Origin of the sequence: Thalassolituus sp. UBA3500, assembly GCF_002377545.1 — a bacterium.
Classification (GTDB): domain Bacteria; phylum Pseudomonadota; class Gammaproteobacteria; order Pseudomonadales; family Oceanobacteraceae; genus Thalassolituus.
Genome location: NZ_DFQB01000044.1, coordinates 101,014 through 122,870 on the forward strand (window position 1 = coordinate 101,014; position 21,857 = coordinate 122,870).

21 protein-coding genes are annotated in these 21,857 nt (G+C 53.1%); 12 read left to right on the forward strand and 9 right to left on the reverse strand.

Annotated features, from left to right (window positions below; all coding sequences use genetic code 11):
- The first annotated feature begins 43 nt into the window (after positions 1–43).
- The gene (rppH, locus tag B2R29_RS11305) at positions 44–535 is read left to right on the forward strand and encodes an RNA pyrophosphohydrolase (protein WP_068440986.1); all 492 of its coding nucleotides are present in this window, start codon (positions 44–46) and stop codon (positions 533–535) included.
- A 64-nt stretch (positions 536–599) separates the two neighbouring features.
- A complete protein-coding gene (gene ptsP / locus B2R29_RS11310; RefSeq protein ID WP_301181162.1) occupies positions 600–2,885 on the forward strand; it encodes a phosphoenolpyruvate--protein phosphotransferase in 2,286 nt (761 codons plus the stop codon).
- A 17-nt stretch (positions 2,886–2,902) separates the two neighbouring features.
- Here ptsP and B2R29_RS11315 read toward each other — a convergent pair whose 3' ends face one another.
- The 3 genes from B2R29_RS11315 to B2R29_RS11325 form a co-directional block, all read right to left on the reverse strand.
- On the reverse strand, positions 2,903–3,463 hold the full coding sequence (locus B2R29_RS11315) for a YcbK family protein (RefSeq protein ID WP_301181163.1): 561 nt from the start codon (positions 3,461–3,463) through the stop codon (positions 2,903–2,905).
- A 150-nt stretch (positions 3,464–3,613) separates the two neighbouring features.
- Complete coding sequence (locus tag B2R29_RS11320) at positions 3,614–5,323, reverse strand: L,D-transpeptidase family protein (protein ID WP_301181164.1); 1,710 nt, start codon at positions 5,321–5,323, stop codon at positions 3,614–3,616.
- Positions 5,324–5,467: 144 nt separating this feature from the next.
- Positions 5,468–6,211, reverse strand: coding sequence for an NRDE family protein (locus B2R29_RS11325; protein WP_301181165.1), 744 nt, complete (start codon positions 6,209–6,211; stop codon positions 5,468–5,470).
- A 65-nt stretch (positions 6,212–6,276) separates the two neighbouring features.
- Between B2R29_RS11325 and B2R29_RS11330 the strand changes: the two genes are divergently transcribed.
- The 5 genes from B2R29_RS11330 (at position 6,277) to B2R29_RS11350 (ending at position 11,061) form a co-directional block, all read left to right on the forward strand.
- On the forward strand, positions 6,277–7,062 hold the full coding sequence (locus B2R29_RS11330; RefSeq protein WP_301181166.1) for a sulfite exporter TauE/SafE family protein: 786 nt from the start codon (positions 6,277–6,279) through the stop codon (positions 7,060–7,062).
- A gap of 24 nt (positions 7,063–7,086) precedes the next feature.
- Positions 7,087–7,899 (forward strand): prolipoprotein diacylglyceryl transferase, encoded by an 813-nt coding sequence (gene lgt, locus B2R29_RS11335; protein ID WP_301181167.1) that lies wholly within the window; start codon positions 7,087–7,089, stop codon positions 7,897–7,899.
- A complete protein-coding gene (thyA, locus tag B2R29_RS11340; protein ID WP_301181168.1) occupies positions 7,896–8,690 on the forward strand; it encodes a thymidylate synthase in 795 nt (264 codons plus the stop codon). The genes lgt and thyA overlap by 4 nt, the downstream gene beginning before the upstream one ends.
- 136 nt (positions 8,691–8,826) lie before the next feature.
- Positions 8,827–10,497 (forward strand): putative bifunctional diguanylate cyclase/phosphodiesterase, encoded by a 1,671-nt coding sequence (locus B2R29_RS11345; RefSeq protein WP_301181169.1) that lies wholly within the window; start codon positions 8,827–8,829, stop codon positions 10,495–10,497.
- 69 nt (positions 10,498–10,566) lie between these two features.
- Positions 10,567–11,061: a dihydrofolate reductase gene (locus B2R29_RS11350; protein ID WP_301181197.1), complete on the forward strand. Its 495-nt coding sequence runs from the start codon at positions 10,567–10,569 to the stop codon at positions 11,059–11,061.
- On the opposite strand, the gene rfbD is transcribed toward B2R29_RS11350, so the two are convergent.
- Positions 11,043–11,963, reverse strand: coding sequence for a dTDP-4-dehydrorhamnose reductase (rfbD, locus tag B2R29_RS11355; RefSeq protein ID WP_301181170.1), 921 nt, complete (start codon positions 11,961–11,963; stop codon positions 11,043–11,045). The genes B2R29_RS11350 and rfbD overlap by 19 nt on opposite strands.
- 266 nt (positions 11,964–12,229) lie before the next feature.
- On the opposite strand from rfbD, the gene B2R29_RS11360 reads away from it, so the two are divergent.
- Positions 12,230–12,892, forward strand: coding sequence for a cytochrome b/b6 domain-containing protein (locus tag B2R29_RS11360; protein WP_301181171.1), 663 nt, complete (start codon positions 12,230–12,232; stop codon positions 12,890–12,892).
- On the opposite strand, the gene B2R29_RS11365 is transcribed toward B2R29_RS11360, so the two are convergent.
- The 3 genes from B2R29_RS11365 to B2R29_RS11375 form a co-directional block, all read right to left on the reverse strand.
- On the reverse strand, positions 12,882–13,328 hold the full coding sequence (locus B2R29_RS11365) for a c-type cytochrome (RefSeq protein WP_301181172.1): 447 nt from the start codon (positions 13,326–13,328) through the stop codon (positions 12,882–12,884). The genes B2R29_RS11360 and B2R29_RS11365 overlap by 11 nt on opposite strands.
- Positions 13,329–13,458: 130 nt before the next feature.
- Entirely contained in the window at positions 13,459–13,974 is a 516-nt protein-coding gene (locus B2R29_RS11370; RefSeq protein WP_301181173.1) for a thioesterase family protein, read from the reverse strand.
- Between the two features lie 133 nt (positions 13,975–14,107).
- Entirely contained in the window at positions 14,108–14,977 is an 870-nt protein-coding gene (locus B2R29_RS11375; RefSeq protein ID WP_301181174.1) for a bile acid:sodium symporter family protein, read from the reverse strand.
- Positions 14,978–15,106: 129 nt separating this feature from the next.
- Between B2R29_RS11375 and B2R29_RS11380 the strand changes: the two genes are divergently transcribed.
- On the forward strand, positions 15,107–15,376 hold the full coding sequence (locus tag B2R29_RS11380; protein WP_301181175.1) for a hypothetical protein: 270 nt from the start codon (positions 15,107–15,109) through the stop codon (positions 15,374–15,376).
- A 102-nt stretch (positions 15,377–15,478) separates the two neighbouring features.
- Positions 15,479–16,210 (forward strand): hypothetical protein, encoded by a 732-nt coding sequence (locus B2R29_RS11385; protein ID WP_301181176.1) that lies wholly within the window; start codon positions 15,479–15,481, stop codon positions 16,208–16,210.
- Positions 16,211–16,253: 43 nt separating this feature from the next.
- Here B2R29_RS11385 and argA read toward each other — a convergent pair whose 3' ends face one another.
- Positions 16,254–17,555, reverse strand: coding sequence for an amino-acid N-acetyltransferase (gene argA / locus B2R29_RS11390; RefSeq protein WP_301181177.1), 1,302 nt, complete (start codon positions 17,553–17,555; stop codon positions 16,254–16,256).
- A gap of 194 nt (positions 17,556–17,749) precedes the next feature.
- Positions 17,750–18,910 (reverse strand): acetylornithine deacetylase, encoded by a 1,161-nt coding sequence (gene argE, locus B2R29_RS11395; RefSeq protein ID WP_301181178.1) that lies wholly within the window; start codon positions 18,908–18,910, stop codon positions 17,750–17,752.
- A 61-nt stretch (positions 18,911–18,971) separates the two neighbouring features.
- On the opposite strand from argE, the gene B2R29_RS11400 reads away from it, so the two are divergent.
- Entirely contained in the window at positions 18,972–19,988 is a 1,017-nt protein-coding gene (locus B2R29_RS11400; RefSeq protein WP_301181179.1) for an inorganic triphosphatase, read from the forward strand.
- 3 nt (positions 19,989–19,991) lie between these two features.
- On the forward strand, positions 19,992–21,767 hold the full coding sequence (locus B2R29_RS11405) for a GspE/PulE family protein (RefSeq protein WP_301181180.1): 1,776 nt from the start codon (positions 19,992–19,994) through the stop codon (positions 21,765–21,767).
- Positions 21,768–21,857 lie beyond the last annotated feature (90 nt).

Sequence of the window (21,857 nt, forward strand, 5' to 3'; positions counted from 1 at the left end):
AAAATCGGCAAGGTTGAGTGAATAGATAGAGTTGGATGGCATTGTGATAGACGAGCATGGGTATCGTCCGAACGTCGGCATCATCATCTGCAATGCAATGGGGCAGGTGCTGTGGGCCCGTCGGATTGGTCAGAATGCCTGGCAATTCCCACAGGGGGGAATAAAGCGCGGAGAGTCACCGGAGAAAGCACTGTATCGTGAACTTCAGGAAGAAGTCGGTCTTTTACCCGAGCACGTACAGATCATCGGTTCGACCCGCGGTTGGCTGCGCTACCGCCTGCCAAAGCGGATGGTAAGACGCGACAAGCGCCCTGTGTGTGTTGGGCAGAAACAGAAGTGGTACTTGCTGAAGTTGCTGGCAGAAGAATCAGAGATTAACCTCTCAGCGACGGGCAACCCAGAATTTGATGGGTGGAACTGGGTAAGTTATTGGTTCCCTCTGGGTGAAGTCGTGGCCTTTAAGCGCGATGTATACCGGCGCGCACTGGCGGAGCTGGCACCGCGTATTGCAAGGTTGCAACGTAAGTCCGGTTGAGTCCGGAAGATAATAACAACGAATGAGATAAACTGAGCCTAATAGCGAGGCCAGAAAAGAAAGCATGCTCGATATACTGAGACGTATCGTACAGGAGGTCAGCTCAGTTACTGAACTGAGTGAGGCGCTCAAGGTAGTGGTTGCCCGGATTCGCGAGGCGATGCAGACCGAGGTATGCTCAGTATATCTGTATGAACCAGACGAAAAACGCTATGTCCTGATGGCGACCGAAGGTCTGCGTCAGGATGCTGTGGGTAAGGTCAGTCTTGCTGGCTCACAGGGCCTTGTCGGCCTGGTCGGCACCCGCGAAGAACCTCTGAATATCGATAATGCTCCCGAGCACCCCCGCTTTCAGTACTTATCAGAAACTGGGGAAGATCCTTTTTTGTCTTTCCTGGGTGTACCGATCATTCACCATAAACGCCTGTTGGGTGTGATGGTGGTGCAGCAGCGCGACAGCCGCCAGTTTGATGCGGGTGAAGAAGCCTTTCTGGTCACTATGTCGGCGCAGTTGGCCGGCGTTATTGCGCATGCCGAAGCGACCGGCAATATTCTGCATATTCCTCAGACAGCCACTGAACCCAAAAAGAGTACGCGCTTTACTGGTGCTCCGGGTGCTCCGGGCGTTGGTCTCGGTACAGGTGTGGTTATTTCTCCTGCAGCCGACCTTTCAGGCGTTGTTGACCGTGAGCCTGAGTCGCTCGATACCGAACTTGAGCGCTTTGATCTGGCATTAGAAGCCGCGCGGGAAGAGATACGTTCACTGGGCGGCAAGCTCAAAGGCGAATTACGCCCTGAAGAGATGGCACTGTTCGATGTGTACCTGAACATGTTGGACGACAATGCGCTTGGTGCTGAAGTTAAAATTGCGATCAACAAAGGTAACTGGGCGCAGGGTGCTTTGCGTCAGGTTGTGATGGAATATGTGGGGCACTTCCAGATGATGGAAGACGCCTACCTGCGTGAGCGCGCCACAGACATTCTTGATCTGGGCACGCGCATCCTTGCGCACTTGCAGGGTAACGAAGCGACCTCCCGCCCTGATGATTACCCCGACGATACCATTCTGGTCAGTGAAGAACTGACGCCAGCTATGTTGGGTGAAGTGCCGACTGACAAGCTGCGCGCCATGGTGTCGGTGAAAGGCTCTTCCAACTCTCATGTGGCCATTCTGGCGCGCGCCATGGGCATTCCAACCGTCATGGGCGCGGTGGATTTACCGCACGCTCAGCTGGACGGCAAAGACCTGATTGTTGATGGGTATCGCGGCCTCTTGTTCTCGAATCCGAGTGATGAGCTGCGTGAGCAGTACTATGCGATTTATGAAGAAGAGCAGGCCCTTGCCGAAGATCTTGAAGGGCTTTTGCATCAACCTGCTGAAACACTCGACGGCCACCGGATTCCGCTGTGGGTAAACACCGGCCTGATTACGGATGCTTTACGCAGCCGTGACCGGGGCGCCGAAGGTGTGGGCCTTTACCGCACCGAAGTCCCGTTTATGATGAAGGATCGTTTTCCTTCAGAAAGCGAGCAGCAGGAAATCTATCGCGAGCAGCTGGAGACCTTCAGCCCCGACCCGGTGACCATGCGTACGCTGGATATTGGCGGGGATAAGGCGCTTACGTATTTCCCGATTAACGAAGCGAATCCGTTTCTGGGCTGGCGTGGCATTCGCGTCACCCTCGATCATCCTGAGATTTTCCTGGTGCAGGTACGCGCCATGATGAAGGCCAGTGAAGGCCTGAACAATCTGCGCATTATGCTACCTATGATCAGTAATGTGGCTGAGGTGGATACCGCGCTGCATCTGATTTACCGTGCGCATGTCGAAACCCTTGAAGAAGGGTTTAAGGTCGAGATGCCAGAAGTCGGCGTGATGGTAGAAGTCCCGGCGGCGGTGTATCAGATCAAGGATCTGGCTCAGCGGGTCGATTTCCTGTCGGTCGGCAGTAACGACCTGACGCAGTACCTGCTTGCGGTTGATCGCAACAATCCTCGTGTTGCTGATCTCTATCAGGCGTTTCACCCCGGTGTGCTTCAGGCGCTGAAGCGTATTGTCGATGATGCCAAAGCGGAAGGTAAACCGGTCAGTGTCTGTGGTGAGTTGGCGGGTAACCCTATGGGCGCTGTTCTGCTGATGGCAATGGGCTATGACTGCCTGTCTATGAACGCGACGAACTTGCCGAAAGTGAAGTCGGTACTGCGTGGTATCAGCCGGGAATGGGCAGAAAAGCTACTCGAAGAAGTTATTACTATGGAGAGTGGTGAAGTCATCGCATCAACCTTGCAGTTGATGCTTGAGAAGGCCGGTTTCGGACGCATTATCGGCCCGAATGTCGGCCTGAACTAAGATTCTTTCGGCAAGGGTTACCCCTGCCAGCGACGAACCCGCCCGGTATCCAAATGAACAAAACCGCTTTCTGGATAATAACCAACACCGCCACTTCTCAATTCTAACGCTGCACGATGCAGTTCTTTGTGGGACACGCCTGGTATACGTAAATCAATGGCGCGACCTTGCATGTGCAGACTCTTCTTCGCAACACCAGAAGAACCATTGCGCAAAGCTGCATTGGTTTTAGGCGAGCGGTAGCCAGAGATGATATACATCGGCTTGTTGGGTGAGAGGCGGGTTTGTAGTTCGTACAGATCCTGATACAGCTTGCGATCCATGGATATCACGTCATTCGCGCGGAAATCGCGAACCAGCATGTCGATCATTTCAATTTCGCTGTCGATGAACTGTCCTTGAGACCAGAAGGTGCTTTTGACCGTTTCACCTGTGTGAATGTTGTACAGGTTCAAAGTACGATCAGGGCTTGAATCAATAACAGATTCTGAAGCGGCGTAAGCATTAGTACTGAGGCCTGTCATACCTGCAGCAGAAACAGCGGCAAACTGTTGCAGAAAACGGCGACGGTCCAGCATGTTCTGACTCCTGTTACATTGGGATTACAGTGAAAGGTCAGTATGCCAAAAGTCCAACGGAAAAAATCTGAACCAGTTCATCAGTAAGTTCGTCACGACAGGAGTGTCACGTCTGTATTTCGTAAATACGCGCCAGTGTGTAAGTAGTTGTTACAGGCTGGCGTGGGTAGCAGTGCCACCAATGAGGTCGCGCTGATAAACATCATCACGGATTTGCAGGCTACCGTTGTCGTCGACCCAGGTCGTCCAGTACATCAGGTGCACGGGGACAGGGTCTTTGATACGGATACGGCTGGTGCGGTTGTGGTCGATCGCTTCGTCGATGCGTCCGCGGTGCCAGCCGTCCTGTGACTGAAGTAGTTTCTCAGCCAGAAGGCGAGGCTTCTCTACCCGGACACAACCTGAGCTGAGTGCTCGCTGATCTTTCGCGAACAGTTCAGGGCTGGATGTATCGTGCAGGTAGATACTCTGGTCATTCGGGAACAGGAATTTCACTCTGCCGAGCGCATTCAGTTTCCCCGGACGTTGCACAAAGGTGTAAGGCAGGTTGCGGCCACTGTAGTTTTTCCAGTTAATCTCGTCAGCGGCTACGTGTACGGCTGAACCGTTGCGCCACTGCAATACATCGAAACCTTTCTGCTTGAGATAGTCAGGGTTGCGCTTAAGTTTGGGCAGCAGATACGAGCTGGCAATGCGGGGAGGCACGGTCCAGGTCGGGGCGATCTCAATAATACGCATAAGGTCAGTCATGACCGGCGTACGGCGATCAAGACGGCCGATAATCACTTTCATCTCAAGCTCAGGAGAGCCGCCATTCATCAGACGCATCGAGTAATCGGCCATGTTGACCATGATGTGGCGATGGCCAAGATCGCTGGGTAACTGGCGCCAGCGTTTCATGTTCAGGGCGATGCGCTGGGCCGTCTGATAGGGCGGAATATTCAGACGGTCGATGGTTTCTTTATTCAGCTCACCCGTGCTTTCAATTTTGTGGCGTTCCTGAAAATTACTGATGGCAGTGCGGATTGGTCCATCGAACAGGTACTCCGGCTTGCTCAGGTCGGGGCTTTTCTCCCGTGCAGGGGCGCGTAATGTATTCTCGCTCTTATCCCCCAGGAACCAGGCCAGAGTCCCTTTAGGCAGATCGCCGTATTGATCCAGTAGCCAGCGTAGGTAAGGAACATCAGGATGGCGTTCGCCGGCACTTAACGTCAGCTCGTGTGAAATCGGGCGCCAGCCGCCGCTGCGGTCAATGTCGCGATAGCGTTTCAGTTCGGCGCGCAGGCGTCGGTATCCGTCGTGCTGAGGTGCCATACCGGCCAGTAGCTCATCCAGTTTATTCTGGCGCACAGACTCATGCAGCAGAGTGATGATCTGCTCTTCGGTAATGCGGTCTTCGCCCGACAGTACGACCCTGCGCATCGTTGGGTGATCGTTTTCGTCGGCGTTAGGGATCAGCTCGTTGTTAAGAGCCTGTTCTGCGTAGGTCACGAACGCGTCTGTGAGTAAGACTTCCATCGCAGTCGCCTGCTCGGGCAGATTGGTAAGCTTGCGCATCTCGCGCTCAAGGGTTTCGAGCGAATAGCCATAGTTGCGCCAGTCGTCGACCGAGGTTTCGCGGAGTAATTCGATGAGTTCCAGTGCTTCCGGGCGCAGTTGATAGCTGTCCAGCCAGATGGGCTGGTATTTGCGCTTGAGATAGAAGGGCTCCATGTTGCGGATGTGCCGGAGCCTGACTTCACCAGCGACCTTACGGGCGCCTTCGATCAGCCAGTGCTCCATGTGCTCTTGAGCAACATTGGGCGGCATAAAAGGGCGTGTATGGAGGCTGGCAGCCAGAGCCGCAAACAGCAGCAACACGCATACGCCGCCGACAATCAAAGGTACGCGGTGGGTGTGGCTATTAGGTGTTTTGCGTTTTATACACGTCATAATTTAAGTATGGACGTGCTTTTCGAACTCGCTCTCACTCTTGCGTATTTGTTTGTAACAAACGCGGACAGACTACCTGTCTTTAATGGCTAATCTGTAGCTTTTCTCTTCAGTTTTCTGGCCGCGTTCATCCCAGGTAATTTCCTGTAAATCGATGTCGTTTCCAGAAGCGAGAATACCGGTACTGCAACGGGTGCCGTACCCGGGTGCGATGATAAACTGCGCGGACAGCAGGCGCTCCCAGGTAATCGGCACGCCTGTCGCAGGGAGTACCTCATCTGGCCAGGGTTCGCGTCGACTCAGCAGGTTCGCCAGATCGCTATGAGCCTGATCCAGCTGGTCTTTTGCCAGTTCAGCCTTGGGCCACGGGCTATTAAGGTGGGCATTACTCAGGCTGTGGCGGCCGGGCTGCAGTAACTCCAGCCGACGTGTCGGATAATTACTCAGATACCAGAGTTCGCTCGCAGTGCCCGCGAGTAAATTGAACGGCGCATACGCGTCGCCGTCGATGCTATCGAGCCAGCCCTGAGGAGACAGGGTGGATTCAATAAAACCTTTCACCAGCTCGCCACGCGATTCCGGGTTATCCGGGCCAGCGCCGGGTGCTCGGACGTTGGTCAATGCCGCCCAGCGGCCAGTATCTCTGACACCCAGCCAGGTGCCACCTTGCTCAAGGTCTTTGCCAGCATAGAGGCCGGGGATGCTTTCCCATGAATGCATTGGCAACGCAGGACGTTTATAGAATTCATCGCGGTTGGCGCTCAGACGCAGCCACTGCGGTTGACCGGGTTGCCAGTCGAGGACGATTAAGCACATAGCGGCAGTGTACACCAAGCGCGAATGCTTCATAATGCCGCGACAACGAAGAAGAACAGATCTGTATGACCTTTATACTTTATTTGCTGGTAGGCGCGTTTGCTGGCGTCCTCGCCGGACTGTTTGGAATCGGCGGGGGCATGGTAATTGTTCCTGTGTTGATTTTCAGTTTCGCAGCTCAGGGTGTTTCTGCTGAAGTGCTCACTCATATGGCCGTGGCGACCTCTCTGGCCACCATCGTATTTACGTCGCTTAGCTCGGTACGTGAGCACCATCGCAATGGCGCGATCGATTGGTCGCTGGTGCGCAGCATGGCCGCAGGAATCGTTCTTGGCACAGTGGCGGGTGTCACTTTGATCAGTGAGGTCCCCGGACCGGTATTGCAGAATATTATCGGCGTCTTTGCGCTGTTGCTGGCACTGAAAATGTTTACTGGCTGGGAGCCTCCGGGCAAGGGAGAGCGCCCCTCTGTTGCTGGCCTTATAAGTGCTGGTGGCGTTGTAGGTTTTGGCTCCTCTTGGTTTGGCATCGGCGGCGGTACCTTTACTGTCCCCTATTTGTCATGGATGCGCTTCAGTATGCGTCAGGCTGTGGCGACGTCGGCAGCATGCGGTATCCCAATCGCACTGACCGGGGCTGTCACCAATATGATTGCGGGACACGGGAATGATCTCTTGCCGCAGTGGTCCACTGGATTTGTCTACTGGCCTGCGGTTCTTGGTATTGCATTGACCAGTGTACCCTGTGCTCAGATTGGGGCTCGTCTGGCGCACAAGCTGGATGCGGCGCTGCTGAAAAAGCTGTTCGCTGTGTTACTCTGCGTCGTCGGAATCCGCTTTATTTTCTTTTAACTGTTTTACTGTCAGGGAAGTACCATGCTGACTTATCCGGATATCAATCCAGTCGCGTTCGAACTCGGTTTTATCAAAGTACATTGGTACGGCCTGATGTATCTTGCTGCATTTGCGTCGGCATACCTGCTGGCAACATGGCGCGCTAAACAGCCCGGTAGCGGCTGGACCACACAGCAGGTCTCGGACCTTATTTTCTACGGTGCCATGGGGGTCGTGATTGGCGGGCGCATGGGTTATGTGCTGTTTTATAACTTCCCGCAGTTTCTTGAAGACCCGCTTTGGCTGGTCCGTGTCTGGGAAGGGGGCATGTCGTTTCATGGCGGCCTGTTAGGCGTCCTGACCGCTATTCTGATCTTCTGTAAAATCCATAAAAAAAGCTTCTTTGACGTCGGCGACTTCGGTGCGCCTTTTGTCCCCCTCGGGCTGATGTTCGGTCGCATTGGTAACTTCATTGGTGGTGAGTTATGGGGGCGTGTTGCTGATCCTGAACATGTGCCTTGGGCGATGGTATTTCCGCGTGCCGACGAGTTTGCTCGTCATCCCTCGCAGCTCTATCAGGCAGGTTTGGAAGGCTTAATGCTGTTTGTTATTCTCTGGTTTTACTCGTCGCGCCCGCGTCCGCAGAAAGCGGTCAGTGCGATGTTTCTGATTGGTTATGGGGTTTTCCGTACCATTGCTGAATTTTTCCGGGAGCCGGATGCGCACATCGGCTTTGATATGTTCGGATGGATGACCCGCGGGCAGATGTTGAGCCTGCCAATGATCGTATTTGGTCTGATTTTATTGGTCTGGGCCTACCGTAACGGCACAAACAGCGGAGCTAAGAAAGCATGAAACAATACCTCGATCTGATGCGTCACGTGCGCGAACACGGTGTATTTAAAGAGGACCGCACAGGAACGGGTACATACAGCTGTTTCGGATATCAGATGCGCTTTGATCTCAGTGAAGGCTTTCCGCTGGTCACCACTAAGAAACTGCACCTGCGTTCCATTATTCATGAGCTGCTCTGGTTTCTGAGTGGCGATACCAATATCAGCTACCTGAAAGAGAACGGCGTTTCTATCTGGGATGAGTGGGCTGACGACGAGGGGAACCTTGGGCCGGTTTACGGTTCGCAGTGGCGTAGCTGGCCAACAGCGGATGGTCGCCATGTCGATCAGATTACTCAGATCGTCGAACAGATTAAGAACAATCCTGACTCGCGTCGCCTGATCGTCAGCGCCTGGAATGTTGGTGAAATTGAAAATATGGCGTTACCGCCTTGCCACGCTTTTTTCCAGTTCTATGTTGCTGATGGCAAACTTTCCTGCCAGCTTTATCAGCGCAGCGCCGACATCTTCTTGGGTGTCCCATTCAATATTGCCAGCTACGCTCTTCTGCTGCATATGATGGCTCAGCAATGTGATCTGGAAGTGGGAGACTTTGTCTGGACGGGAGGGGATGTACACTTGTATTCCAACCATCTTGAGCAAACAGATCTGCAGTTAAGCCGCGAGCCGCTGCCGCTGCCAAAGCTGGTAATCGAGCGTAAGCCTGAAAGCATTTTCGATTACAAGTTTGAAGACTTTGTGATCGAAGGCTACGAGTCACACCCTCATATCAAGGCGCCGGTGGCTGTCTGATATTCTGCTGCGACAAGGCGCCTGTTTTTCGTCGCTGTTTTTCGTCTGAGAACTGACGCCTGACTTTTGTGTTTCTCCCGGGCTAATACCGGGAGGCCTTCTACACTCTCTGTATACATCACAGGGAGATTCTGTAGTGGCCTTTATTAAACCCGTTAAGTTCGAAACCCCAATCGTTTTCTGGCACTCCATTGATGATGCCGAACCGGCTCTGCCAAGCGCCGTTCGGGTGTATCTGTGTGAGGACGGAAAATCACTCGCCGAAAGCTGGATGGAGTCGGAAGGCGTCATTGTGCTTCATGCATCGACCTACAGTGAGCGGTTGGCTCAGATTCTCGATTACACTACGCAGGCCCTGCCGGAGGCTCCGCTGGTCGTGATTCTGAATTTTCCGGATATGCGTATGGAGCGGTTGCTGGAGTTGGGTGCTCAGGAAGTGGTGACGAATCCCGCCGAGCTGATTCCCGCCATCCGTACTGCTGCAACACGCAAGACCCGTGAATGCTCTTTGCGTTCGAATCGTTATCTCGACCCTCTTACCGGGTTGCCTAACCGCTATTTGTTTCAGGATCGCCTGGAGCATTCACTGGAAGCACACAAGCGTAGCAAGCAGCCGATGGGGTTGGTCATTCTGGATCTGGACCATTTTCATAGGCTGAGTGAATCGTTCAGTCATTCAGCCGGGGATGCCGTACTGGCTGAACTGACTCAGCGACTGCGCTCCGTCACCCGCAAGTCAGACACCCTTGCCCGGATTGGTGGCAACACTTTTGCGTTGATCGCCGAAAACCTCCGCCAGACGCGTAATCTCATTCAGGTCTGTGAAAAGGTCAGCGCACAACTCGACGCCCCTGTGATCTTTCAGGGAGAGAAAATACAACTTTCTGGCAGCATCGGTGCCGCGTTTGCAGGCGAAGCCGATCACGATGCCGGTAACCTTATTCTGCATGCCGAGCAGGTATTGTCGGGTGCGAAGCAGATAGGTCAGAACAGCTATGTTATTTATAACGCACGATCCGCTGAAGATCGGATTCGTGGAGGGCTTGAGAAAGCGATATATCATGCACTGGATAATCGCCAGATATCCATGGAGTATCAGCCGCAAATGAGTATTGATGGGCAGCGAATATATGGTGTGGAGGCCCTGATGCGTTGGAATCACCCTGTGTTTGGCGAAGTGCCTCCAGAGCAGTTTATTCCGGTGCTGGAAACCACCGGCCTGATCGAAAAATTCGGCATGTGGGCGCTCGAAAGTGCCTGCCAGCAGTTCCGGCAGTGGCTTGATGGCGGGTTAATGCCCGACGATGCCAGAGTCTCGGTGAACCTGACATCCCGACAGTTCTTTCAACCCGATCTTGCCGATCAGATACTCGGTATTCTTGATGAAATTGGGCTGGCTGGTAAACATCTCACGCTGGAAATTACCGAGGCCATGATCATGGAAGGAAGCGACCGTACAGCGGACACACTCGCGCGCTTACGATTTGAGAATATCGCTATCGCCATCGATGACTTCGGCACCGGCTATTCATCGTTTGCGAATTTACGTACGCTCCCCATTGATTACCTCAAAATTGATCGCGACTTCATTAAGTCTGTTGGAACCAGCAGCGACGATGATGCGATCGCAGGCTCAATGATTCATCTTGCTCACAGTCTCAAACTTAAAGTAATTGCCGAAGGTGTCGAGCATGAAACAACGCAATCGCGCCTGGCTGGACTGGGCTGCGATGAATGTCAGGGGTATTTATTTTCGAGGCCTCTCGCCGCTGACAGAGTCCCTGATTTTGTAGCGCGCTGCGCCTGACAATATGGTGCGGCATCGTTATCATAGTCGCTGAATTTTTAGTGATGAGATTATTCTGTGAAGCTCTCTATGATAGTGGCGGTTGCCGAAAATGGTGTGATTGGCCGCAATAACTCACTGCCCTGGTACTTGCCGAACGACCTGAAATATTTTAAGCAGACCACCATGGGTAAGCCGGTGATTATGGGGCGCAAGACGTACGAGAGCATTGGTAAGCCGCTCCCCGGACGTACGAATATCGTGATTACCCGTCAAGCCGACTACCAACCCGAAGGCGTGAAAGTGGTAAACAGCGTCGAAGCGGCAAAAGAGCTTGCGGAGAGCGTATGTCTGATCGACGGTCAGGATGAAGCTATGATCATGGGCGGTGCAGAAATTTATGCGCTATCACTGCCTTATACGGATCGATTGTATCTGACCGAAGTGCATGCAGACGTTCAAGGGGATGCTTTTTTCCCTGAATACGACAAGAGCCGTTGGCAGGAAGTCGCTCGCGAAGACTTCGCCGCCGAGGGCCCTAACCCATATAGCTACAGCTTTGTTGTCTATGAGGCGAAGGCCTGACAGAGTTCGGAATCGTCCAGGCCCTGTCGTGCCTTCATCGCTTCCAGGCTGGCTGAAAGTTCGATGCGCCAGTCGGGGGGATAAATTCCCAATTCAGGTAATTTTTGCGATATCAACGCGGAGTTATGCGGCCTCGTTGCTCGCGAGCCTGCCTGATTAATCGGTTTAGGTACCAGGCAGCAGTATTCATCGATCAATCCGAACTTATGAGCCTGCCGCAGAGCCTCACTTGCAAAAAGATACGTGCTTGCCGTCGGAGTGCCTGCAAAGTGGTACCTACCTCGTGGAATGCGCCCTTGCTCGGCCAGGTTGGCAATCTGCACCATGACTTCTGCTAGTGCGACCGCGGGTGTTGGAGAAACATAGGCGTCACTGGCGACGTCTACTTTGTGTGATTTACGGGCGTTGGTTAACAAATCGTTGAGTGGGTTTTTTCCAAACTGACTGAATAGCCAGCCAGTACGTATGACAATGGCTTTTGCGCAGGTTTCCATCACGGCCTGTTCTCCGGCCAGTTTACTTCGTCCATACTCAGACAAAGGACAGGGTAAGGCACTCTCGGAGTAAGCGTCAGCCATCCAGCCTGAAAAAACATAGTCTGACGATAAATGAATCAACCAGGCGTCATTGTCGTTGCACCAGCGCGCCAGCGCTGAAGGTGCATGAGCGTTTACGCTCCACGCGCGTTCAGGCTCTTGCTCGGCTTTATCCAGATGAGTGTAGGCTGCGCAATTAAAGACCACTTGTGGCTTGCTGGCGTTAAGGACGCGAGTCATCAGCTTGTCGTTGGTCATGTCTAATGCATTGTGACTGAGCGCTATGATACGGCGTCGCGATTCTCTGAGTTGTTGCTGCAAGCACTGGCCTACCTGGCCACCCGCACCTGTTATCATCCATGTCATACCATTCTCCTTCGGTATCTGATGCGTGTTTATTACCTTAAGTTACCAGACCACAAACCTACAAACAGTGACCATCGGAGCCACCTGGATCACTTTGAGAATTGCAGAGATTGTCAGTTCTTTCTTGCTCGGACAGCAGCGTCTCTCAGGCCTGACAATAATTTATAGTCGTGTACGTTAGTTCTGTCAGCTCTGCCGTAGAATACTCGTGAAAAATTTGAAGTCGTCAGCATTTTTCACTCATTCACTTCTATGGAGCAGGAGTCATGTCTGATAAAACCCATGTATGGGATATATTCACCCGCATTTTCCACTGGGGGCTGGTGGTTTCTCTGGCAGGCGCCTGGCTGAGTGTAGAACAGGGCTGGATGGACTGGCATCAGACCTTCGGCCTGGCGGCACTCGGACTGATTATTTTTCGTGTGCTGTGGGGCCTTGCTGGGCCTGCTTACGTCAGGTTCAGTCACTTTATCCGGTCGCCGAGAGCGACACTGAAGTATGCGAGAGATCTTCTCAGAGGACGTGAGTCGCACTACCTCAGTCATAATCCGCTGGGCGCACTGGCGGTGATCGGTTTGCTGGGGCTCGTTGGTTTTCAGGTGATTTCTGGTTTGTTTGCCACCGACGATGTCTTATTTGAAGGGCCTTTGTTCTCGTGGGTGAGTTACGACACCAGCCTGTTGCTCACTGAGCTCCACGAAATTTCCTTTAATGTGCTTCTGGGCATCGTTGGCCTGCATATTCTGGCAGTACTGTTTCATCAGTTCGCGAAAAACGAAAGCTTGCTGCAGGGGATGGTGACAGGCAATAAAAAACCGGGCCGGTATGCTGACGGGCCGGTGAATAAAAAAGCCCGGGCGCCTGTGTGGGCCGGGCTTTTTTCTGTGGCGCTGGCCGCCGGAGCGGTGGCGCTTTTAATCAGTCTTTGAAGTCATCGTGGCAGCCTTTACAGGTGCGGGCAGTGGCTACGAAGGCTGACTTTATTGCTTTCATATCGTCGCCTTTTGCGGCGACCGCTAAGGCGGCTGCTTTTTCGCTGAAGGCATCACCAGCTGCGGTGAAGTCTTCCCATTCGTCTTCAATCACAGGTAAGGCTGATGTGGCACTGGCGTAGGTGCCTGGGCGGAAACCTTCCCATGGCATCTGACTTAATGCCGCAAGCAGATCTGCGCGGCGCGCGAAGTCTTCGCTGTCGAATTCAGCTTTACCTTTGACCATGTCACCCATAGCACCGAAATGCCATTTAACGGCTTTAAAAATACCCTTTCGGTATTCCACAGCCTCAAAAGGTTTAATGTCGGCGGCAGCGTAGCCGGCGACACCCGCAAGTACCAGGGTCGCGGCAACTTTAAAAAGTGGCTTCATCAGAGTTCTCCATCTCGGTAGTCGGTTGTTAGAACTCAGTGTATATGAACCATCCTGCGACGGACTGAGCACTTACTTTCCTTTACCCATGCCCCGGCAGAGTGAGACTCTCTGACGCTTCATGACGTTCTCAGAGCTCGCGCTTAGCCTGCGTCATGTCGCTCCAGTGGGTGATCGCTTCTTTAGCGACTGCCTGATTAAAGTCAGCACCGACGGCTTCACAGATTTCAGGTGTCAGAGCGCGCTTACCTTTGCGCACACCGGCCATTTTTACCAGTGCATGGCCACACAGCTTTCCTTTCACCATCAGGCGATGTTCGAAATAAATATACTTTTCGTCCCAGGTCAGGAGTTTGCTATGAATCTCATAGCTACTGAACAGGTTCAGCTCACGGATAAAAGTGATTTCCAGTGACGCCACGACCAGATTGATTCGCTTCTCGAAGAGATGCTTAAACCAACCGTTGTCACGAAAGAGCGTCCAGCGTGCGCCTTCCAGAACGTTCAGGTATTTGGCGTTATTCATATGAAGGTTGTAGTCGATCTGGTGTGGCCAGACGCGCTGGCGGACGACTGAGGTTCCCTGCGCAGGAATGATTGCAGGCTCATTGCGTTTGATAATCGACTTGATGATCTGACCGAGCATGGAGATACAGCCTCATGAGTGATTCGTGAAAAGCAGGCATATTACACCAGACGAGCGCCGGTGCATTGGCAAGGATGACGCTTATTTTCTTGAGTTCGGCCTGCCAGCTGGCAGGCCATCTGAAGGGCCGGGTTTATCTGGCGGAAGCCAGAGGGCGGTTCCGTACCCACAAGGTAAACAGCGTCGCGGTGACGAACATCAGCAGGCTATATACTGATGGCGCGACCGCCATCTCCGGGCTGGCAAGAATACCGGTGACGACCATCAGGGCCAGAGTACCGTTCTGCAGGCCGACTTCAAGACAGATGGTCCGTGCCTGATCTTCGTGGTGAAGCAGGGCATTGCCCAGCAGGTAGCCAAGCCCCATAGTCACCAGGTTCAGTAACAGGGCTGCAGGGCCAGATGTAATGACGAAGTCGATAAGCTGAGGCCCCAGGTTGATGCAGATAGAGACGATGACCAGAGCCAGTACTGCGACTGAAAAACGGGACACCCAAGGCTCCATTTTAACGGCGAAATTGTTTGCAAAGCGGCGTATAAGCATACCAATAATGACAGGAATCACTGTCACCACCATGAGTGTAATCCAGGTCTTTGCCAGTGGCAGCTCAAATGCCTGGTCGGCATCGCCGTACTGGTGAATCGCCCAGGCGCCAAGAATCGGGATAGTAAAAGGAGTGATGAAACCGATGACCGCCGTCAGTGACACGGATAAGCCGACGTCACCACGTGCCAGAAGCGTATAGAGGTTTGATGTCGTGCCACCAGGGCAAAGTGCGAGAATAAACAGACCAATTGCCAGGGGGCCGGTGAGCCCGGTCAGTTCGATAATGCCGATGGCAATCAGAGGCAATATGAGCATCTGACAGATGGCGCCGATTAAAAAGGCTTTGGGTTGTGCGATGACGCGCCCAAAGTCAGCCGGGGTAAGGCCCATGCCAACACCTGCCATGATCAGGATCAGGGATATAGGAAGAGCAACCTGGGTAAGAATCTCGAACATGGGAGTTCCTGAATAAGTTGTTATTTAGCGACGAACGCTAACTCAGCGGCAAGGCCATGGCAAGGTGGAATGACTCTTGCGATGAGAGTCGGTACCATGCGGTTTCGCTTACGATAACAGGGTTTTAAGATGGATCTGACAGCTTTCGCAGTATCATTTCTCGGCTTTGCCATTATGTATGCAGGTATCATTATGGCCCGGCAGGTAGACAGCAAAGGGTCGGCGTCGGTATTTCGTATCGGGGGCATATTTATTGGTTTCATGATGGTGCCAATGCTCCATACGGCACTGGGCTCTCCGGTGACGTCCGCAGAGGTCTCAGGTAAATATCTGTTGGGGATGGTCATCGCTGGTTTTATCGTCGATTTTTTCTTTGTAAAGCGCCGCAGCCAGGGGTAAGTCAAAGATCAAACCTAGCTCTTTACCTGTTCCAGGCTTGACCTGTTGGGCGTTCCGCGCCATTGTTTTGTCCATTTCACGTATCAGATTTTAATAAAAACAATGAAAATACAGTATGCAATTGGCGCGCTTATCGGCGCGGCAGCGTTTTGCTCATTGAATGCATCGGCAAGCCAGTACCTGGGCGTCGGTGCAGAATACGGTGTGCTCAAAGAGCAGTATTCCGGTGCCGAATATCCCATCCTGAACTTTGAAACCCGCTTCGGTATGGATTTCAGTGATCGCTTCTCGGTTGAAGTTGAAGGCGCCGTTCTGGGTAAAGACGATCGAGAGTTTGAAGGTGGCTGTCTTGACCCGGGGGCGGTTGAGCGAATCAATGATGACTTTTCCGTTGGCTGCGCTTACCTCGACAGTGTCAGTCGCCAGGCGGTGACCGTAAATTTTGTATTGTCTCAACCTTTTGCGAACTTTGATCTGTTTACCTGTCTGGGTGTTGGTGCTGTTCGTACCAGTTATACTTTTACAGTCGATAGCGTCGGTGTCAGTTCGACGGAAGCGTTTCAGGAATACTCTGCTGCGGACGTTCAAAGGGCTGAGGATCAGATTAACTTTGGGTTAAGTCTAATTGGAGCTGATCCGATCGATTTACAGCTGCCGGATGATATTTCGGAAACTTCCATTGATCTGCTTTACTCATTAGAAGGCGGTATTCTGATTGATGACACACACCGATTGTCGGTTACCTGGAACCCTGAGTACGGCAGCGAAGAGGTCGGTAAGTACAAGTACGTTGGCTTTTCGTATTCCTGGCTGTTCCGCTTCGACGATTTTTAACGCGGCAAAACGGATTCATTAAAAACACTCTGACATGCGAGTGTCAGAGTGTTTTAAAAAAGACCTTCGAATTCCGCTGGAAGTTATATAATTTCTGTTTTTCCTGCGGCAATTCAGTGACCTGCCCTGCTTTAAAGCCGTGCTCAATAAACCAGTGTGCTGTACGCGTCGTCAGTACAAAAAGGCGGTTGTAATGACGTCTTTTCGCTTCCTGCTCAATTTGCTCAAGCAGTCTTTGGCCGCGGTTACTGCCGCGATAATCTCCGTGGACAGCGACGCAGGCCAGCTCGGCTTCGTCGTCTGAGTACGGATAAAGTGCCGCGCAAGCGGTAATAAGGCCATCTCGCTCGATAACATAAAAACGATGAATTTCGGTTTCCAGTAATTCGCGCGAACGCCGCACAAGAATGCCGTCGTCTTCTAAGGGTTTCAGCAGATCAAGAATTCCCGCTACGTCGTCGATGTTAGCGGCGCGTAGCTGGTCATACGCATCCTGACTGATCAGGGTGCCGCTGCCTTCGCGGGTAAACAGCTCTTGTAGCAGGGCGCCATCAGTCTGGTAGCTCAACATATGGACCCGTGGCACGCCCTGACGTACACACCGCAGTGCCATATCGGCTTGCCAGCGCGGGCTGCCAGATAATGAGCCAAGTAAATCTTCCAGCTCGCGGCAGGTCAGGTCTTCCAGTGCTGTGCCATCTTCGTCGGTTAAGCCGTCGTTTTCACCAAAGGCGATCAGTTTATCGGCGCGCAAGGCAACGGCGGCATGGCGCGCAACATCCTCAACGCTCAGGTTAAACATCTCACCAGAAGGGGAGTAACCCGAGCAGGACAAGAGCACGACATTCTGTTGATCCAACAGGTTGCTGACGGCCTGATCTTCAATACGACGAACTTCACCCGTGTGTTGATAATCGACACCATGGATGACACCAAGAGGCTTCGCCGTGACGAAATTACCGCTGACCACACGGATGCGGGCGCCGTGCATTGGCGATCCCGGAATACCGATTGATAGCCGGGATTCAATATCGGCTTTCACCATGCCAACCGCCGCTTTGACCGCGCGCAATGCCTCACCGTCGGTGATGCGCAGGTCATTGTGGAACTGGCTGGTAATATCCAGACGCTCCAGAACCGCATCGATCTGTGGTCGCGCACCGTGTACCAAAACGAGTCGCACACCCAGGCTGTTCAGCAGAGCAATGTCCTGAACCAGAGTGTCGAAATTCGGGTGCAGCAAGGCATCGCCATCAAACATGATGACGAAGGTCTTGCCTCTGTGCGCATTGATGTACGGTGAGGACTGGCGAAACCACTGTACGTATTCGGTGTTGTCGGTCAAAACGGAACTTCCTGATTAATCCCGGCGGAAATTGGATCTGATAAGTCGCGGGAGCAGCAAGCATCAATTTCCACAGTGCCGTGATGTGGAAGAGTTGAGGCGGGCGTCTGCGCCATGGATGGCGCGGCCGAGCCTGCAGGGATGCATTCACGGCGTCCCGACGAGTTATTCCATATCACGCTTATTCGTCTGATTTAATCATGAGCAGAGGTCAGACAAAAGCGCTCAATCAGATTGCGCAGAATATTCACGCATGGCTCTATCTGGTCCAGTGCCATAAATTCATCGACCTGGTGTGCCTGATCAATACTACCGGGGCCCAATACTACGGTTTCCATCCCCAGGTTCTGCAGAAACGGCGCCTCAGTGGCGTAGTTGACGGCGACACTAGTGTACCCGGTGAGACGCTCAGCTTCTTTGATCAGTGCGCTATTTTCGCTTTCGGCAAAGGGCTCAACACCTGAAAATAACTGTTCAAAGGACATTTCCACATTGTTCTGAGCGGCAATTGGGTTCATACGTCGGCGAATTTCTTCGCGTAAATCATCATTACTCATACCGGGCAGTGCACGTAAATCGAAGGCCAGTTCACAGCTTCCACAAATGCGGTTGGGGTTATCACCGCCGTGAATACAGCCAAGGTTCAGGGTCGGTGTCTGCACTGCAAAATGCGCATCGCGATAATTTTCAGCCAGCTCTGCACGGAGACTTTTCAGCTCACCCATGACCTCATGCACGGCATCCATTGCATTGATGCCCAGTGCTGGGTTGGACGAATGCCCGGCCCGACCTGTTACGCGGATGCTGTCCATGATGATGCCCTTGTGCATGCGCACAGGACGCAGACTGGAAGGCTCACCGATAACCGCATAACGACCGCCGGGGCCAGTGCTTTGGCTGAGTGCACGGGCGCCACTCATCGAACACTCTTCATCTGCCGTCGCCAGGATCATCAAGGGCTGGTGGAATGTTTTGTCGCGAACCTGTTCTAATGCTTCCAGTGCCAGGGCAAAGAAGCCCTTCATGTCGCAGGTACCCAGTCCGTAGAGTTTGCCGTCGCGTTCTGTCAGAGTGAACGGGTCGGAAGTCCACTTTTCAGGATTGCAGGGTACGGTGTCGGTGTGACCACTGAGTACGAGGCCGCCCGGCCCGCGGCCGTAGGTCGCCAGCAGGTTGAATTTCCCCGGATGGCCCGCAATCGGCATAATAGAAACCTCGAAGCCGAGATCCCGGCACCAGCCTGCCAGCAGGTTGATTACACCTTCGTTACTTTGATCGTATTCGGGTAATACAGAGCTGATACTGTTCTCAGCGATAAGAGCCGAGAGCTTTTCGAGCGTGGAGGGCAGCGGCATGATGGCCTTATCCTTGATGATCTTAAACTGCAAAAATACAGCGACGTAAAACAATAGCGCGATGGCAAAAGAAATTGAACTGAAACTCAGGCTCCTGCCTGAACATATCCCTGCGCTGGTCAGTTGGCTTGATAACAAAGCGACAGCAACGGGCCAGAAAACGCTGAACAACGATTATTTTGATACGCCTGAGCTGGCGCTGTCCGCCGCGCATTCCGCATTAAGAATACGCTCGACGAACTCGGGATTTGAACAGACTTTCAAGGCCCGCAGCCAGTCCAGCAGTGGCGTACAGGTGCGTCATGAATGGAACTGGCCACTCGCTGAGAGAGCGCTTGATTCATCACGACTGGCGTTGTCGGAAGTTCAGGTCTGCTGGCCTGACTCCGCATCAACCGATGAACTTCAGACCGTATTCAGCACCGACTTTGAACGTCGTAGCTGGCTGTATACCGCTGCGGAAGGCTCGGAGATTGAAGTGGTTATCGATCAGGGCAGCATTCTTGCCAACGGTCAGTCTGAACCGCTGTGTGAGTTGGAGCTTGAATTAGTTTCCGGCGATGACACTGCAATGTGGCCGCTGGCGGAAGTGCTGCACTCGGTATCGCCTTTGTGGCTGAGTGACATTTCCAAAGCAGAGCGTGGATACCGCCTCGCCGGGGTGGCATCAGAATCGTTCCATAATACCGAAGTTGATGCCCGGGGAGCTGGCCTGGCCGAGCAGGCGTTTGATCTGCAGCGGGCGCTTGAATATTACTTGTGGGGCGAGGGTGATCTGGCGACCATCTGGCAGCTGGGGTTCCCACTCTCGGTACTTTCCGGTGTCAGTGACGCGCTAACACTTTTGCTTGAGCAGACACTGACTGAGGCGCCTGCTGATCTTGTCCACGATAAAACAGCTGCACGGGCGCTGACAGAGGCGGTTCAGCAAGTAGCCCGACTGTGCTCTGATTCGCAACCTGTTAATGAAAGCGTGCGTGACCTCTGGCTTGAGGCTCGCAGCCGGGTGGGGGATGTGATTGAATGCAGTGATACATCATCGTTATCAACTTCACTGAAGCAGCTATTCAAGGATTAATGCATGCAGGCGACGCCAGACCGGGTAATCAATCTGTCGACACTGGTGAGTGATCTACACCGCGATGGCTTGCTGACAGACGAAGATCATCAGCTGGCATTGACGATTCGCCGGGGCACGGATGAAGCTGCTTTGCATCCTTTGACCCTGATCGCCCGCCAGCGCTACAAAGATGCACGCAGCGATGGCAAGGTGCTCAGCGAGCACGCTCTGACCGAGTGGCTGGCTGAACGTGAGTCGATGGATGTTATTAACATTGACCCGCTGGAGATCAATGTCTCGGCTGTGACTGAAGTGATGTCTTACGCCTTCTCAGAGCGTCATAAAATCCTTGCAGTGAAGGTCGGCACCGATGACGTCGTCGTGGCCTGCACCGATCCGGATTCATCCAGTTGGGTGGGTGATCTGGAGCATGTCACCCGGCGTAATGTGAAACGGGTGTTAGCTTCGCCTTCTGATATCAGTCGTTATCGGGTTGAGTTTTATCAGTTGGCAAATTCCGTCTCGAAAGCACGCAAAGATCATTCTGGCATCAGTTCGGTGCAGAACCTTGAGTCGATGCTGGAGTTGGGCAAAGCCAAGGCCCCCGACGCCAACGATGAGCACATCGTCAATATTGTCGATTGGTTATTGCAATACGCGTTTGACCAGCGTGCCAGTGATATTCACCTCGAACCACGTCGTGAGACCACGCATGTGCGTTTCCGTATTGATGGTGTTCTGCACAATGTCTACGAGTTGCCCGCAGCGGTAGGTATGGCCGTTATTGCACGGGTTAAATCACTGGGGCGCATGAACATCGCGGAAAAGCGCAAGCCTCAGGACAGCCGTCTGAAGACTAAAACACCTGAAGGTGATGAGGTTGAACTTCGCCTGTCGACGCTGCCAACCGCTTTCGGTGAAAAAATGGTGATGCGTGTCTTTGACCCTCAGGTACTGATGCGCAGTTTCTCTGAAATGGGGTTTGGCCGCGAAGACCGTCGTCGCTGGTCAGAAATGACTGATAACAATCACGGCATTATCTTCGTAACTGGGCCTACGGGGTCAGGTAAAACGACGACCCTGTATTCCACACTGCGTCAGCTCGCCACCAGTGAAGTGAACGTATCTACTATCGAAGACCCGATTGAAATGGTTGAGCCTGCGTTTAACCAGATGCAGGTCAACCCAACGATTGACCTGACCTTTGCGTCAGGGGTTCGCGCTCTGCTGCGTCAGGACCCGGACATTATTATGGTGGGTGAGGTGCGCGACCTTGAGACGGCCGAGATCGCCGTACAGGCTGCGCTTACCGGACACCTTGTTCTGTCGACACTTCACACCAATGATGCGCCTTCGGCCTTTACTCGCTTACAGGAACTGGGACTGCCTGCTTACCTGATTCGCTCCAGTGTGATCGGTGTTATGGCCCAGCGCCTGGTGCGTACTTTGTGCCCACACTGCAAAGAAAAACAGCCTGTCGACGAGAAGGTCTGGAAGCAGCTGACCGCACCATGGCTCATGAAAACGCCAGAACACATCTATACTGCAAAAGGATGTCTGGAATGTCGTGGGACAGGTTACCTCGGGCGAATGGGGATATACGAAGTGATGCCTCTTTCAGAGTCTCTCGAGCCCCATATTAATGAATCAACGGATTACCAGAAGCTGCGTCAGGCAGCGATGAAGGAAGGGATGCACAGCCTGCGCCTGAGTGGTGCTCATAAAGTCGCCGCAGGCATGACAACGATTGCAGAGGTCATGCGGGTCGCCCCAGCGAGCAGAGCGTTGTCTCAGTAGTTGAGAGCCGTAAAGGCAGTAAAATAGTCGCATTGAATAATCCGGCCTGAGCGTCCAGAATGCTGGCCTGAAATTAACGAGAATATGGCA